Source organism: Tistrella arctica (genome assembly GCF_039630945.1).
Taxonomy (GTDB): Bacteria; Pseudomonadota; Alphaproteobacteria; order Tistrellales; family Tistrellaceae; genus Tistrella; species Tistrella bauzanensis.
On record NZ_JBBKTV010000010.1, the window covers coordinates 125,250 to 140,921 of the forward strand.

The 15,672-nt window shown below is 71.2% G+C and carries 11 protein-coding genes and 1 riboswitch; of the genes, 7 read left to right on the plus strand and 4 right to left on the minus strand.

All coding sequences use genetic code 11. The features are described from left to right. The first annotated feature begins 42 nt into the window (after window positions 1-42). From WG924_RS21900 to WG924_RS21910, 3 genes are all read left to right on the plus strand, one after another. The gene (locus WG924_RS21900) at window positions 43-588 is read left to right on the plus strand and encodes a DUF721 domain-containing protein (protein WP_345935185.1); all 546 of its coding nucleotides are present in this window, start codon (window positions 43-45) and stop codon (window positions 586-588) included. Between the two features lie 146 nt (window positions 589-734). After that, complete coding sequence (locus WG924_RS21905; protein ID WP_345935186.1) at window positions 735-1,424, plus strand: DsbA family protein; 690 nt, start codon at window positions 735-737, stop codon at window positions 1,422-1,424. 51 nt (window positions 1,425-1,475) lie between these two features. After that, window positions 1,476-5,771 carry an AAA family ATPase gene (locus WG924_RS21910; protein WP_345935187.1) on the plus strand — a complete coding sequence of 1,432 codons (4,296 nt, stop codon included), beginning with the start codon at window positions 1,476-1,478 and terminating at the stop codon, window positions 5,769-5,771. Window positions 5,772-5,801: 30 nt separating this feature from the next. On the opposite strand, the gene cobO is transcribed toward WG924_RS21910, so the two are convergent. The 3 genes from cobO to cobW are packed head-to-tail and all read right to left on the minus strand — an operon-like array spanning window position 5,802 to window position 11,386. After that, window positions 5,802-6,431, minus strand: a complete 630-nt coding sequence (gene cobO / locus WG924_RS21915; protein WP_188575343.1) for a cob(I)yrinic acid a,c-diamide adenosyltransferase — start codon at window positions 6,429-6,431, stop codon at window positions 5,802-5,804. Continuing rightward, window positions 6,428-10,312 carry a cobaltochelatase subunit CobN gene (cobN, locus tag WG924_RS21920; RefSeq protein ID WP_345935189.1) on the minus strand — a complete coding sequence of 1,295 codons (3,885 nt, stop codon included), beginning with the start codon at window positions 10,310-10,312 and terminating at the stop codon, window positions 6,428-6,430. Before cobN ends, cobO begins: the two co-directional genes overlap by 4 nt. A gap of 21 nt (window positions 10,313-10,333) precedes the next feature. After that, on the minus strand, window positions 10,334-11,386 hold the full coding sequence (gene cobW / locus WG924_RS21925; RefSeq protein WP_345935190.1) for a cobalamin biosynthesis protein CobW: 1,053 nt from the start codon (window positions 11,384-11,386) through the stop codon (window positions 10,334-10,336). A gap of 157 nt (window positions 11,387-11,543) precedes the next feature. Beyond that, a riboswitch (cobalamin riboswitch) is annotated at window positions 11,544-11,832 on the plus strand. A 235-nt stretch (window positions 11,833-12,067) separates the two neighbouring features. On the opposite strand from cobW, the gene WG924_RS21930 reads away from it, so the two are divergent. Next, window positions 12,068-12,853 carry a (2Fe-2S) ferredoxin domain-containing protein gene (locus WG924_RS21930; protein ID WP_345935191.1) on the plus strand — a complete coding sequence of 262 codons (786 nt, stop codon included), beginning with the start codon at window positions 12,068-12,070 and terminating at the stop codon, window positions 12,851-12,853. 92 nt (window positions 12,854-12,945) lie between these two features. Then, a complete protein-coding gene (locus WG924_RS21935; protein WP_345935192.1) occupies window positions 12,946-13,431 on the plus strand; it encodes a group III truncated hemoglobin in 486 nt (161 codons plus the stop codon). Window positions 13,432-13,499: 68 nt separating this feature from the next. On the opposite strand, the gene WG924_RS21940 is transcribed toward WG924_RS21935, so the two are convergent. Beyond that, window positions 13,500-14,159 carry a glutathione S-transferase family protein gene (locus tag WG924_RS21940; RefSeq protein ID WP_345935193.1) on the minus strand — a complete coding sequence of 220 codons (660 nt, stop codon included), beginning with the start codon at window positions 14,157-14,159 and terminating at the stop codon, window positions 13,500-13,502. Window positions 14,160-14,288: 129 nt separating this feature from the next. Between WG924_RS21940 and WG924_RS21945 the strand changes: the two genes are divergently transcribed. Both WG924_RS21945 and WG924_RS21950 read left to right on the plus strand, forming a co-directional pair. After that, a complete protein-coding gene (locus WG924_RS21945; protein ID WP_345935194.1) occupies window positions 14,289-14,903 on the plus strand; it encodes a TetR/AcrR family transcriptional regulator in 615 nt (204 codons plus the stop codon). A gap of 266 nt (window positions 14,904-15,169) precedes the next feature. Next, window positions 15,170-15,382 carry a cold-shock protein gene (locus WG924_RS21950; protein ID WP_188575362.1) on the plus strand — a complete coding sequence of 71 codons (213 nt, stop codon included), beginning with the start codon at window positions 15,170-15,172 and terminating at the stop codon, window positions 15,380-15,382. The last annotated feature ends 290 nt before the right edge of the window (window positions 15,383-15,672 follow it).

Genomic DNA, 15,672 nt, shown 5'->3' on the forward strand with positions numbered 1-15,672 from the left:
ACTGGCACCATTATCACCCGACCTGCCGCCACCGGAGCCCCGATGTCCGATCCCGCACCCGCCGCGAAGCGCCGGCCGGCGCCGAAGCCCGCCGACGAGGCGCCCAAGCGCATCCGGGCCGAGCGCCGGATCGCCGATCTGGTGCCGGGGCTGCTCGATCGCGATCTCAGGCGGCGCGGCTTCATGGCCGGCCGCATCGTCACCGACTGGCCGCAGATCATCGGCCAGCCGCTGGACCGGGTGACCATGCCGCTGGAGCTGACCTTTCCGCCCGGAAAACGCGCGGGCGGCACGCTCTATGTCAAGGTGGCCGGTCCGTTCGCGACGGAAATCCAGATGCTGGGCGACCTGCTGATCGAACGGGTGAATGCCTATTTCGGCTATGGCGCCGTGGCGCGGCTGCGCATCCGCCAGGGGCCGATCCCCGAAAGCCACAACCGCCGCCGCGCGCCCGCGGCACCGCTGCCAGCCGCCGAAGAGGTGCGGTTGAACCGCATGTTCGACGGCACCGAAGACCCCGACCTCGCCGCCCGGCTGAAACGGCTGGGCCGTGCGGTGCTGGCGCGCAACGCGCTGAAAGGCACATGACGCCGACGCGGCCTCCCTGTGGGAATGGCCACGCCCGGGGCATCTCTGCGACACCAGGTCACCGTATCGATACTGGCCTGAGCCGGCATCCCGCACTACACTCCGCAGCCAACCAAATCGCGTTTCAGCAGGAGCTTCGTCGTCCGGTGCGCAATCTGACCTATGGCCTGATCGGTATCGCCGCTGTCGCCGTCGTCGGCCTCGGTGCATGGCAGTTCGCCCTGAAGGACGAGCCGGCGGCAACGCCTGCCCCGCCAGCCGCCGGCAGCAGCCAGCCCGCCAACCAGTCGACGGCCGACGCCCCGGCGCTGGCCCAGGCCCAGCCCGGCGATCATGTGATCGGCGACCCGGCGGCGCCGGTGACGATCGTTGAATATTCCTCGCTGACCTGCCCGCATTGCGCGGCCTTCCACGCCACCACGCTTCAGGACATCAAGGCGCGCTATATCGATCAGGGCCAGGTCAAGATCGTGCTGCGCCATTTCCCGCTGAACGAGCCGGCGCTGGTCGCGGCCAAGCTTGCCGAATGCGTGGCGCCTGAACGCTATGCCGGCTTCGTCGACGTGCTGTTCCGCAGCCAGGCGGAATGGGGCACGATGCAGGATCCGACCGAGGGCCTGAAGCGCTATGGCCGGCTGGCCGGGTTGAGCGACGACAAGATGCAGTCCTGCCTGACCGATGGCGCGATCGAGGAAAAGATCCTGAGCCAGCGGCTTGAAGGCTCGCGCGCCTTCCAGATCGACAGCACCCCCACCTTCATCGTCAATGGCGAGAAGGTGACCGGCAACCTGCCGATCGATGACTTCGCCAAGGTCATCGACGCCAAGTTGCCGTAAGGTCAGACCAGCCATCGCCCGGCGGCCGCCGCCCGAGACCGGATCGCGCCGATGCAGTTCGTCCGCCTGATCCTGAGCGGGTTCAAATCTTTTGCCGATACCACCGAGGTCGAGATCGCGCCGGGGCTGACCGGCGTGGTCGGCCCCAATGGCTGTGGCAAATCGAATCTGACGGAAGCGCTGCGCTGGGCGATGGGTGAGGCATCGGCCCGCAATCTGCGCGGCGCCGAGATGGACGACGTGATCTTCGCCGGTGCCGAGGGCCGGCCGCGGCGCAATCTGGCCGATGTCACCCTGGTGCTCGACAATGCCGATGGTCGCGCGCCGATGCCGTGGACCGAGGCCGAGACCATCGAGGTCAGGCGGCGGATCGAGCGCGGCCACGGCACCCAGTATCGGGTGAACGGCCGCCCGGCCCGCGCCCGCGACGTGCAGATCCTGTTCGCCGACGCCGCGACCGGCGCGCGCTCCACCGCCATCGTCGGTCAGGGCCAGATCGGCCAGATCATTTCCGCCAAACCATCGGATCGCCGCGCGATCCTTGAGGAAGCGGCCGGGATCAGCGGCCTGCATGCAAGGCGGCGCGAGGCCGAACAGCGCCTGACCGCCGCCGAGACCAATCTGACCCGACTGGACGACATCATCGCCGCCCTGGCGGTACGGGTGGCGGCACTGCGCCAGCAGGCGCGCGAGGCCGGCCGATATCGGCGGCTGTCGCAGCGCCTGAGGCTGGCTCAGGCCGAACTGATGCTGGCACGGCGCATCGCCCTGGTCGAACGCCGGGCGCGGGCGGCCGAGCGCGAAGCCGGCGCCGATGCCGCCATGCGCAACGCCACCGCCGATGCCGCCCGCGCCACAGCCGTGGCCCAGGCCGCGGCCGGGGCCGCCGAGGCCGCGCGTCTGGCGCTGGATGCCCCGCGTGCCGCCCGCGATCTGGCCCAGGCCGAGCTGGCGCGGCTGGCGGCCGAAGCGGCGCGCATCGACACGCTGGCCGAGGAACTGGCCCGCGCCCGCGCGGCGCTGGACGACGACCGCGCCACCGCCACCGCCGACGCCGCGGGCGCCGAGGCCGAGCTTGACCGCCTGACCGCCGAGGCGGCGGCGCTGGCCGAGGCGGCGACGGCGATTGCGGCCGTCCGTGCCGATGACGCCACAGCGGCGACAGCGGCCGCAACCACCATGGCCGCCGCCGAAGCCGCCCTGACCGATGCCAACCGCGCCCGCGCCGAGGCGGAGGCCGGAGCCGCCGGCGCCGCGCGCGACCTGGCGGCCCTGGCGCGCGACCGCGACCGGCTGGCCGAGGTGGCGCGCGCCGCCACCCGCGAGTTGGACGAGGTGACCCGCCGTCTGGCCGACCGCCGGCGTCTGGACGAGGCCGAAGCCCGGCTGGGGCAGGCCGAAGCCGAGGCGGCGCGCGCTGCCGCGGCCCGTGACGCCGCCGAAACCGCGCTCTATGCCGCCGATGCGGCTCTGGCCGAGGCCGAGGCCGCCCGCGACCCGGCGGTGACCGCCGCCGCCGAAGCCGCCCAGCAGCTTGCCGCCCGCCGTCGCGCGGTCGACGAGGCCGGCGCCGCCGCCGAAGCCGCCCGCCGCCGGGCCGTTGAGGTCGAAGCCCGGCTGCGCAACGCCACGATCCGTCGGGATCAGGCCCGCGCCGCCGCGACCGGCCTGCCCGACCCGGCTGCCCTGACAGCCGATGCCGAGAATGCCGCGCGCCGCGCCGACGAGGCAGCCCGCACCGCGCGCGCGGCGGATGCCGCCGAGGCCGAGGCCGAGGCAGACTTCGCCAGCGCCGAAACCGCCCTGCGCGCCGCCCGCGCCGCCGAGGACGAGGCCACGGCAACCCTTGCGGCACTCGCCGCCGAGGCCCGGGCGCTGGACCGGCTGATTGCGGCCGAAGCCGGCGCCGACGATACCGGTGCGGCGAGCGGGCCACCGGCGAGCGCCGTGCTGACTGTTGCCGATGATCATGCCGTCGCCCTGGCAGCCGCATTGGGCGACGGGCTGACCGCCCGGCTGACGGCCGGGGCGCCGCGCCATTGGGCCGACCGGGCATCGCCCCCGCCAGCCATGCCGCCGGTCATCGCCACCGCCGGCGCCCGGCCGCTCTCGGATCTGGCTCGCGGTCCCGCGGCGCTGATGCCGGCGCTGGCCGCCTGCTGGCTGGTCGCCGATGCCGACACCGCCGAAGCCCTGGCGCCGGCGCTGCCGGCCGGTGCGGCGCTGGTCACCGCCGATGGCGGATTGTGGCGGGCCGATGGCTATCGCCTGCGCCCGGACGCCGCCGCCGGCGAGACATCGGGGGCGGCCGATCTGCGCCGCCGGGCGCGCCGGCGGGCGCTCAGCGCCGACATGGCCGAGGCCACCGCCACCCGCGATGCCGGAGCGGCCGCGACCGCCACGGCCGCCGCCGCCTATCAGGCCGCCGGCAGCCGGCGCGAGACTGCCCGCCATGCCGCCGCCGAGGCCCGACGCCATGCGGTGACGACGGCCGAGGCCGCGTCGCGCGCAGCCGCCGCCGTTCGTGACGCCACCGCCCGTGCCGGTCTCGCCGCCGAAAAACTGGCCGCCGCCGAAGACGCGCTGGCCGAGGCATCGGCCACGGCATCGGCGATCGCGGCCGAACCCGATCCTGCCGCCGGGCTTGCCGCCGCCACCGCCGCGACGACCGAGGCCCAGGCCCAGGATCAGGCCGCACGCGCCGGGCTTGCCGCCGCCGATCGGGCGCTGGCCGAGGCCCGCCGCCGGCGTGGCGCCGCCGATGCCGCCCTGCGCGGGGCCGATGGCCGCCTGCGCCAGTTGGACCGGCAGATCAATGAAGCCCGCGCGGCGCTGGAGCGCGCCGAGGGCGAACAGCGCGGCCTGAGCCGGCGCCGCGACCAGTTGGAGGCGCAGGCCGCCGCCAGCCGCGTCGAGGCCGAGGACGCGGCGCGCCGCCACGACGACCTGGCCGACCGGCTGGCGGGCGACCGGACCGTCATCGAGACCCGCGCGGCGACGGAGGCGGCGGAAGCCGCCCTCAACCCCGCCCGTGCGGCGCGTGACGAGATTGCCCGCCGGATCGCCGGCCATGAAGCCGAGGCCGCATCGCTGGCCCGACGTCGCGACGATCTGGCCGCCGATCATGTGCGGGCGACCACCCGCCGGCAGGCGGCGTCCGACCGGCTGGCGGCGCTGGATCGGCGGCTCGCCGATCTGGACGCCCGCCAGCAGGCGATCGCCGGACAGCCCGATGCCCTGGCATCCGCCCGCGCCACCGCCGATGCGGCCCTGCGCGCGGCCGCAACCGCGCTCGACCGGGCAAGCGAAGACCTGCGGCTGGCCGAGGCCGCCCGCGCCACGGCCGCCGCCGACGAGCGGGCCGCCACTGCCCGTCTGGCCGAAGCCCGCGATGCCGGCACCCGCGCCGCCGGCCAGTCCGATCAGGTGCGCGAGGCCTGGAACGCCTTCGTGGCCGATCTGCGTGAACGGCTCAATCTGGGGCCGGATGCGCTGGAAGACGCGGTGCGCGCCGAACGCCGGCTGCTGGGCGATGCCGGCGACGACGCGGGCGAGGATGATGACGGGGAGCCCGAACTGCCGCTATCAGGCCATATCGCGGCCGAGCCGGCATCGCCATCATCCCCACCACCTGTCGGCCCGCGCTTCACAAGCCCGGTGCTGCCATCGGCCGAGGAACCCGTGCTGCTGCGCCGGGTGACCGATCTGACCCGCCGGCGCGAGGCGCTGGGCGCCGTGAACCTGCGCGCCGCCGAGGAGTATGCGGCCGTGCGGGCCGAGCACGACCAGATCCAGGGCGAACGCGACGATGTGCAGGGCGCGGTCGACCGGCTGCGCCGCGGCATCGCCGACATCAACCGCGATGGCCGTGCCCGGCTGCTCGCCGCGTTTCAAGAGGTCGACGGCGCCTTCGGCCGGCTGTTCGAACGGCTGTATGGTGGCGGTCGCGCCCGGCTGGAGTTGATCGAGCGCGACGACCCGCTCGATGCCGGGCTCGACATCCTGGCAAGCCCCCCCGGCAAGAAGCTGCAATCGCTCAGCCTGCTGTCGGGCGGCGAACAGGCGCTGACCGCCCTGGCGCTGCTGTTCGCGGTGTTCCTGTCGAACCCGGCGCCGATCTGCGTGCTCGACGAGGTCGACGCGCCGCTCGACGACGCCAATGTCGACCGCTTCCTGTCATTGGTCGAGGACATCGCCGCGGCCGGCCACACCCGGTTTCTGGTCGTCACCCATCACCGGATGACCATGGCGCGCATGGACCGGCTGTATGGCGTGACGATGATCGAGCGCGGGGTCAGCCGGCTGGTCTCGGTCGACCTGTCGGAAGCCGAGCGGATGGTCGACTGACGGAGCCTGAGCCTGGAACTCCCCCTGAACCTAGAACTCCACGCCCGCCTGCGCCTTCACCCCGTCGCGGAACGGATGCTTGATCATGGTCATCTCGGTGACCAGATCGGCGGCGGCGATCAGCGCGTCGGGGGCGTTGCGGCCGGTGGCGATGACATGGGTGTCGGGGTGGCGGCGCGACAGGCCCTCGATCACCTCATCGACCGGCAGATAGCCATAGCGCAGCACGATGTTGATCTCGTCCATCAGCACCATGCGGATCTCAGGATCGGCCAGCATCTCTAGCGTGGCGTTCCAGGCGGCGCGGGCGGCGGCCACGTCGCGGGTCCGGTCCTGGGTCTCCCAGGTGAAACCCTCGCCCAGTGCCTTGATCGTCACCTGATCGGGAAAGCGTTCCAGCACCGTCCGCTCGCCGGTGTCCCATGCGCCCTTCACATACTGGACAACGCCGACCTTGAAGCCATGGCCGATGGCACGCAGCACCATGCCGAAGCCGGCGGTCGACTTGCCCTTGCCCTTGCCGGTATGAACGATCAGCAACCCCTTCTCGATGGTCTTGCCGGCGACGATCTTGTCGCGAACCGCCTTCTTCTTGGCCATCTTCTCGGAATGGCGGCGGTCGAGGTCTTCAGGGGTCTCGGGCGTGCGGCTGTCGGTCATCGGTCGGTCTCCGGAAGGGGCTGGTCCGCACGACCGGCATGGCCGGCGGCACGAAGGGCGGTCAGTTCATCGTGAACGGCATTGCGGGTGGGGCGCCACAACCCGCGATCGATCGCCTCGGCGAAGCGCACGGCCATTTCTTCCAGCACCGGGCGGTTGGCCTCGGCGATGAAGTCACGCACCGCCGGATCGGCCAGATAGGCGTCGTAAAGCTGGTCGAAATGGTGGTTGCCCACGGCATTGGTGGTGGCCGCGAAGGCGAACAGATAATCCACCGTCGCCGCCATTTCGAAAGCGCCCTTATAGCCGTGGCGCATCACCCCCGCGATCCATTTCGGGTTGGCGGCGCGGCCACGCACCACGCGGGCGATCTCGGCATCGAGCGTGCGGATCACCGGCAGTTCAGGGCGGCTGTGATCGGGGTGCCAGACCACCGGCGCCTTGCCGGACAGGGTTTCCACCGCCGCCGCCGCCCCGCCCTCGAACTGATAGTAATCATCGCTGTCCAGCAGGTCGTGTTCGCGGTTGTCCTGGTTCTGAACCACCGCATCGGCGCGCGACAGGGCGGCCGCGAACAGGCCGCGGGCGCCCTCACCCTCGGCGCCCGCGCCATAGGCATGACCGCCCCAGGTAAGATAGGCCTCGGCCAGATCGGCGCGGCTGGTCCAGCCGCCTTCATCGATCAGGGCCTGAAGACCTGCGCCATAGGCCCCCGGCGCCGAACCGAACACCCGGAAGCCTGCGGCGCGCGCGGCCGCCTCGCCATCGGCGCCATCGGCTTCCAGCCGGGCGCGATCATCGCGCATCGCCGCCGCGATCGGGTTGGTCTCGTCATCCTCATCGGCCATCGCCGCCACCGCCCGCACCGCGCTGTCGAACAGATCGATCTGGGCCGGAAACGCGTCGCGGAAGAAACCCGACACCCGCAGCACCACATCCACCCGCGGCCGGCCCAGCAGGGCCGCCGGCAGCACCTCGAACCCGACCACCCGGCCCGAGATGTCATCCCAGCGTGGCCGGGCGCCGATCAGAGCCAGCGCCTGGGCGATATCATCACCACCGGTGCGCATATTGGCGGTGCCCCAGGCGGTCAACACCATCCGGCGCGGCCACATGCCCTGCTCCTGGACGTGGGCATCGACCAGCAGGCCGGCCGATTTCCAACCCAGCGTCCAGGCGGCGGGCGTGGGCAGCGAGCGGCTGTCGAGCGAGAAGAAATTGCGGCCGGTGGGCAGCACCTCGGGCCGGCCGCGCGTCGGCGCGCCCGACGGCCCCGGCGCCACGAACCGGCCATCGAGGCCATGCAGCAATGCGGTCATCTCGGCGGCGCCGCAGGCCTCGATCGCCGGCCTGATCACCCGCTCGGCCACCGCCAGCACCTCGGTGGCGCGGATCCAGGCCGGATCGGCCGGCCGCGTGCCCGCCACCAGATCATGAGCCAGGGCTTCCAGCCGCTCGATCGTGTCGCCGGCGCTGCGCCAGCCGGCGGCATCGCCCAGCACGGCGGGCTTGGGGCCGGTCCAGGGGGCGGCGAAATCGCGTGACAGCGGATCGAAGCCGCCATCCGCCGGGTCGCTCAGCCCCAGATCCAGCGCCAGAGCCCTGAGGATCGAGGCGTCGCCACTCTGGCCGGCGTGGCGCGGGCTGCGCAGGATGGCCACCAGCAATTCGGTCAGCCGGTCACCATCGGGGCTGCTGCCGAAGATGTGCAGCCCGTCACGGATCTGAAGTTCCTTGATGTCGCAGAGATGGGCGTCGATCCGGGCCAGCGCCGCTTCCTCGGCCATGCCGGCCTCGACGCCGCAATCCTTGTCGAGCCCCAGCCGTGCCGCTTCGGCGACGATGCCGCGCCCCAGTTCGGGCAGGCGGCGCGGGTCCAGCCCGGTCGCCTCGTAATATTCATCGACCAGCGCCTCCAGCCGGCCCAGCGGGCCATAGCTGCCGGCGCGGGTCAGGGGCGGGGTCAGATGGTCGATCACCACCGCCGCCGTCCGGCGCTTGGCCTGCGCGCCCTCGCCGGGATCGTTGACGATGAACGGATACAGATTGGGCAGGGGGCCCAGCACCGCTTCCGGCAGGCAATCGGCCGACAGCGCCAGCGACTTGCCCGGCAGCCATTCCAGATTGCCATGCTTGCCGACATGCACCACCGCATCGGCGCCGAACGCCGTGCGCGCCCAACCATAGAAGGCCGCATAGCCATGGGGTGGCGGCAGGGCCGGGTCGTGATAGCTCTCCACCGGATCGATGTTGTAGCCACGCGCCGGCTGCACCGCCACCGCCACCCGCCCGAAGACATGCACCGGCAGGCGGAAGGCGCCATCGGCCACGAAGGGGTCGTCGGCCGGATCGCCCCAGCGGCCGCTGATCCGCGCCGCCGCCCCGGCCGGCATCGCCGCCAGACAGGTGCGATAGGCATCAAGACTCCAGGCGATGCCTGCCGTCTGATCGCCGTCATCCGTCGCCGCCGACGCGCGCCGCCGGGTCAGGTCGTTGGTGGGGCCGGCCAGAAGCCGGGCCATCAGGGTGGCGCCATCGGTCGGCGCATCACCGGTGTCATAGCCGGCGGCGGTCAGCGCGCCCAGAATCCGGGCGACGCTTTCCGGCGTGTCCAGGCCGACGCCATTGCCGATCCGGCCATCGCGGTTGGGATAATTCGCCACCACCAGCAGCACGCGTCGCCGCGCGGGCGGTGTCAGGCCCAGCCGCACCCAGGCGGCGGCCAGCGCCGCCACGAAATCCACCCGGTCGGGCTTCGGCGCCTGAACCAGGATCGGGCATTCGGTCGCCGGATCCCAGCGTGCCTCGGCCTTGAAGGCAACCGCGCGGGTCAGCACCCGGCCGTCGATCTCGGGCAGGCTGACATGCATGGCGAGGTCGGCGGGCCCAAGCCCGCGATGCCCGCCCGCCCAGGCGGCCTCGCTGGCGCCCGACAGCACCACCTGCAACACCGGGCGGTTCAGCCCGTCGAATGGTGTGCGGGCAGGCCCGCCCACCCCGGTCGCCGATCCCAGCGCGAAGGCCGTGGTGTTCAACACGATCGCCGCCCTGGCCCGGTCGAGCGCCGCGCGCACGAAGGCCGCCGCCGCCGGATCCTTCAGGCTCTGGGCATGGATGGCCAGTGGTGCCAGCCCCTGCGCCTCAAGGGCCGCCGCCAGCGCATCCACCGCCGCGGTCTGGCCGCCCAGCGCCAGGGCGCGATAGAACACGATGCCGGCGACCGGCCGGCCGGTCGCCACCGCCGCGTCGATCCGCTCGATATCGGCGCCGCTCAAGCCGTGCAGGGGCTGGGCGGCCGTGCTGTCGGCGGCGGTGCCGTCACCCGCGCCGGCCAGGGCCGGGTGCAGCCCGGCGGGCGGCAGCGGCACCGGCGCCGGGCCAGGTTCGGCGCGCCGGCCCAGCAGATGCTGGGCATGAAGCAGCAGCCCGCAGGCATTGCCGACGCCATTGCCCGAGAAATAGGCCAGCACCCGCCGCCGCTCCGCCGGCGACACCGTCGACAGCCCGTCGAGCGAGGCATCGGGCTTGTCGTCGCCGGGGATCACCACCAGGGCGATCGGCCGGGCGCGGGCGATCTCGGTCAACCGCTCCAGCCCATAGGGCCAATAGGCGGTGCCGCCCAGCAGGCGCACGATCACCAGCCGGGCATGGGCCAGCGTCCGGTCCACCCACAGATCCACCGACATCGGGTGCTTCAGGCGCTGAAGATTGACCAGCCGCAACCCGGGTGCGGCATCGCCCAGCCGATCCCGCGCCGCCGACAGGCAGGCAAGTTCGGTGTCGGCGGCGGTGACCACCACCATTTCGGCCGGGCTCTGGCGCAGGTCGATGGCCTCGTCGCCATCATCGATCCGGCCGGGTTCGGCTGCCAGCAGATGCATCGGGGGCTGCCCCGCCCGGTCTCAGGCCGCGGTCCGTCCGCCGAGCGCGGTCGCGACCGCCCCGGCATCCAGCCCCTGCGCACCGATCACCACCAGCCGTGACCGCCGGGCCTCGCCAGCCCCCCAGGGCCGGTCGAAATGCTGCTGAAGCCGTGGCCCCACGCCTTGAACCACCAGCCGCATCGGCTTGTTTGTCACCGAAACGAAACCCTTTACCCGATAGATCGGATGATCGGCCACCGCCGCCGTGATCCGCCGGCTGATGTCATCGGGGCTCATGCCGTCGGGAAGCTCGACCACGAAGCTCGCAAAGGCGTCATGGCCGTGCTCCTCCTCGCTGGTGCCGTCGTGATGGCTGGGCCGGGACGCGATGTCGTCCTCGGCCGCGGCGCCGATCCCCAGCAGCACGGCGGGGTCGACCTTGCCGCCTGCCGCCTCGATCACCCGGGTTGCCGGCCGCAATTCGGGCGCGATCGCCGCATGGGCGCGGGCCAGTCCGGCCGCATCCAGCAGATCGGTCTTGGTCACGATCACCATATCGGCGCAGGCCAGTTGATCCTCGAACAGCTCGTCGACCTCGGCCTCATGGTCGAGCGAGGTATCGGCGGCGCGCTGACGGTCCAGTGCCTCCGGATCATTGGCAACCCGGCCTTCGGCGAGCGCCGCGCCATCGACCACGGCGATCACGCCGTCGACCGTCGCCAGGGTCTTCACCGACGGCCAGGCGAAGGCCTGCACCAGCGGCTTGGGCAGCGCCAACCCGCTGGTTTCGATGATGATGTGATCGGGGCGCGGCTCGCGGGCCAGCAGCGCTTCCATGGTCGGCAGGAAGTCATCGGCGACCGTGCAGCAGATGCAGCCATTTGCCAGTTCAATCACGTTTTCATCAGGGCACGTGTCTATGCCGCAACCCTTCAGCAGATCGCCGTCGATACCGACATCGCCGAATTCGTTCACGATCAGCGCCAGACGCCGGCCGCCGGCATTCTCGATCAGATGCCGGATCAGCGTGGTCTTCCCCGCGCCGAGAAAGCCGGTGACGATCGTCGCAGGTATTTTCGACCGGGTGCTCATGCGCGCCTCACGTTGGTTCAATCGGGTCGCGGCAACGGTAGAGGCGTGTGGGGGCCGCCGTCAATCCGCTGTCTTCAGACCGCATGGCGAACCGGCCGACGCCATTCCGGCCACGTCGACGCCGTGAAAACGCGTTGCAGACGCAGGTCCGGCGGTCTAGCATCAGGGCTGCACAGGTGCCGTTGAGTGGTCCGGTCAGGGTCACTCGCGGAGAATTGGGAAGTCGGAACGCGATCCCGGATCACCCGATCCGGCATGGCGGAAGCCGACGCTGCCCCCGCAACGGTAGGACATGCGGCAAGCCCGTCGCAGCCACTGGGTTTCACCCCCGCCAGCATCGGCCGGGGCGGCCTGGGAAGGCACGGGCCCGGAGGATCAGGACCAGACGCGGTCCTTGAAACCTCCCGCGGTCGAGCCCGGAAACCAGCCTGTGACACGACCGGCAAGCCGCGGAGGGCGGTGCGCGCTGATCCAGGGCCGCGCATGCGGCTGTTCCGGACCCCGCCGGACAGCCCGCCCCATATGCCGCCCCCCCGGACATCGCCGCACCCGCTTCCGCTGCCAGCCATTGACCCATGAACCGCCGATCCGTTTCGGCGGAGGCGATTGGTGACAGTGCAACGATGGCGATTTATCCAGACATCTCAAACCGTTATCGATCAGCCGCAGATCGCGGCCGCGATGCCGGCTGACCACACGACGCCAGCCTCGCCGACGATTGCCCGGATCGACCATGACGCGGTCATCCTGCTGGTGCGGCGCGGCCAGGGCAGCCCGCGCCGGCTGGAAACCCTGCGCGCGGCCGTGGCCGCCCGGCTGCGGGACACCGCGGGCTTCGACGGGCCGGTGGTGCTGGCCTTCACCGAACTGGCGGTACCAGCCGTCTCGGGCGCGCTTGGCGACCTGGCCGGCGGCGGCCATCACGCGGTGCTGCTGGTCGATCTGGTGGTGCCGGCCGAGATGAGCCTGCGTGGCTGGCTGCCGGGTGCCCTGCATGACTGGGCACAGCGCCATGCCATCACCCTCGACATCAGCTTCAGCGCCCCGGTTGAGGGCGACCCGCTTTTCGTCGACGCGATCGCCGCGCGCATCGCCGCCAGCGACCACGACGACATCCGCAACAGCCCCGCCATCGACACCAGGCCGTCATGGAACGACCCGCCGGAGCATGCCCATCACATCTTTGCCTGCGACGGGCCGCGCTGTGCCCATCGCGGCGCCGGGCCGGTGTGGACGGCACTGCTGGCGGCGCTGGAAGCGGCGGGTCTGCGCAACAAGACCCCCGATCGGGTGATGATGACCCGCAGCCGCTGCCTGTTTCCCTGCAATCGCGGACCGGTGCTGACCCTGCATCCCGGCGGATACTGGTATGCGGTGCCCGATGCCGCCGCCGCCCGGCGGATCGTGGACGAGCATCTGAAACAGGGCCGGCCGGTCGGCGATCTTCTGTTCCGCGCCGCCACGTGACCGGAGGTCGCAGGCCGGCCCCGCCGCTTGTCATCCCGTCGGGGCGCGCCCATAAGATGCATATGGAATGCATTGAATGATGAGGCCCTGCGATGTCGCTGCACCCCGAGGGCGGCCCCGAACGGCGGGCCGCGCTGACCGCCCGGATCATCGAGGAGACCGGCCTGACCGATGCGGTCATCGGCCAGGTCGTCGACCGCTTCTATGACCGGATCCGCGTCGATCCGGTGCTGGGCCCGGTTTTCGCCGCCCGCATCGCCGATGAGCGCTGGCCGGCCCATCTGGCGCAGATGCGCCGGTTCTGGTCGTCGGTGGCGCTGATGACCGGCGATTATCATGGCCGGCCGATGCCGGCGCATCTGCCGCTGCCGATCAGCGGTGCCGATTTCGATCATTGGCTGGCGCTGTTTCGCGACACCGTCACCACCATCTGCACCGAGGCCGGCGCCGCATTGCTGATCGATCGGGCCGGCCGCATCGCCGCCAGCCTGGAGATGGGCATCGCCGTCGGGCGGGGCCAGATGCTGCGCCGCGGAGAGCGGCTGTCGTCCGCCTCTACCCACGAACCGGTATCCTGAGCACCCGTCAACGGCCGACGACCCCCACCCTGCCCGACATCACCACCCGGTCAGACCGCCCTGGCCGCTCAGATCCCGACCGCCGGCAGCGGCTGTGCCAGCCCCTCACGCGCCAGCGCCCGCTGCACCGCCGGCCGGGCCAGCACGCGTTCCGCCTGGGCATGCCAGTTCGGATACAGCCCCGCCATGTCGGTGCCGCCGCGCCGCCCCCACAGATAGAAGACCAGCAGGAACGCATCGACCACCGAATAGCGGTCGCCAAGCGCCCAGTCGCGCCCCGAAAGGCGGGCATCGATGCGCGACGACTGGTCGGCGATGGTCCGGGCCGCGCGGGCACGGATGCCGTCCTGCGCCGCCGGATCGTCGCTGAACCGGTTGCTGCGCCACAGCCCGCCATAGCCCTGGCCATGCATCACGCCCGACAGCTCGCTCAGCCATTCCAGCGCCCGGGCATGGCCCAGCGGATCGGCGGGCAGCAAGCCAGCGTCGGGGTGGCTGAGCGCCAGATACACCAGGATCGCCGGCGCCTCGGTCAGCGTGTCGCCCGCGGCCGTCACCAGCACCGGCACCCGCCCCTTGGGGTTGACCGCCAGGAAGGCCGGTGCCCCGGTCTCGCCTGCCTTGATGTCGACGATCCGGTCCTCATAGGCAAGATCCAGATCCTCAAGACCGATCCGCACGGCCAGCGAGCAGGCGGCCCTGGCATAGAACAAGGTGATGTCGGACATGGCGGCGGGGGCTCCACAGAAAACGGTCTGTGGATTATTAGTGAACGATCGTGCTTTTTGGTCAAGGCCCCTATGCTGGACCGGCGCCGAGGCGATGCCGCGGCCAGATATGCGACCAGGAGCGAATGGATGAGCAAGGCGGAGACCACCCGGCAGCGGATCATCGCCGCGGCGCTCGACCGCGCCAGCCTGCACGGCATGCAGGGGCTGAGCCTGGGGGAGCTGTCGGCGGCGCTCGGCATGTCGAAAAGCGGGGTCTTCGCCCATTTCGGGTCGAAGGAGGCCTTGCAGGCCGCCCTGCTGGACGCCATGCAGGACCGCTTCGCCGCCGTGGTCTGGCGGCCGGCACGCGCGCAGCCACCCGGCCGGGCTCGGCTTGCGGCGGTGTTCCTGAACTGGCTGGCCTGGGTGGATGGCCATCATCTGCCCGGCGGCTGCCCGCTGACCGCGGCGGCCGTGGAACTCGACGACCAGCCGGGCCCCTTGCGCGACAAGCTGGTCGAGGGTCAACGTCAGTGGCAGACCCTGCTGGCGGACCTGGTCGCCGCCGCCTGCGACCGCGCCAGCCCCACCGGCTGCGACCGCGACCGCGCCTTCCTGCTGTTCGGCATGGTGCTGGCCTATGCCCAGACCAGTCGCCTGCTGCGGGATCCGGCCGCACGCGATCGCACGCTGAATGCCTTCACCCGGATCATGGGCTTCCAGGCGGCCGACGGCCCGCCCCACCCGTCGCCGTCGCGGTGAGATGACGGGCTGTGACAGCGCCGGAAAAGCGATGTATTTTTGTCCCGCTCGCCCGAGCCGGACGATGAATCGACCAGAAATCCGATCATGACGCTTGAATTTCTCTCAGAATACGCTCATGTTCAGCCCGTCGATGGATGGACCAGAATGACTTGATCTTGCGCTAAAAAATTTGCGTCGAGCTGATACTCTTCTTTCCTGAAATGCGATTCCGATGGCTGCGGTAACGCGGCTATGTAGACACACTGCAGATGAGGACATTCCCCATGCAGACCGGCACCGTTAAGTGGTTCAACGCCCAGAAGGGCTTCGGCTTCATCGCTCCCGACAATGGCGGCAATGACGCGTTCGTGCACATCAGCGCCGTCGAGCGTTCGGGCATCGGCGAGCTGGTCGAAGGCCAGCGCGTTGATTACGAACTGGTCGCTGACCGTCGCAGCGGCAAGATGACTGCCGACAACCTCCGGATCGTCGGCTGACCCTAACGGGTTTGCCGTCCAGGGCTTGTCTAGAGCCCACCGGACCGATATACGAAGACCCCGTGCCTCTTCCGAGGCGCGGGGTTTTTGCATGACCGGCATACCCGCTGGTCCCGTGCCGGATGCCATCATTCGTCCCCGGACCCCTGCCGATCCGCCGCGTGCGGCCTGTCTGCCGCCACAGATGTGGCACAGTTGCCCGATCATGTGTGGCCGGCATGTGGCCAGGTGTCAATCCGGGTTGATCCGGTGATGCCTGCCCCGCGCAATTTCTGGCGGACCGTCGTAGG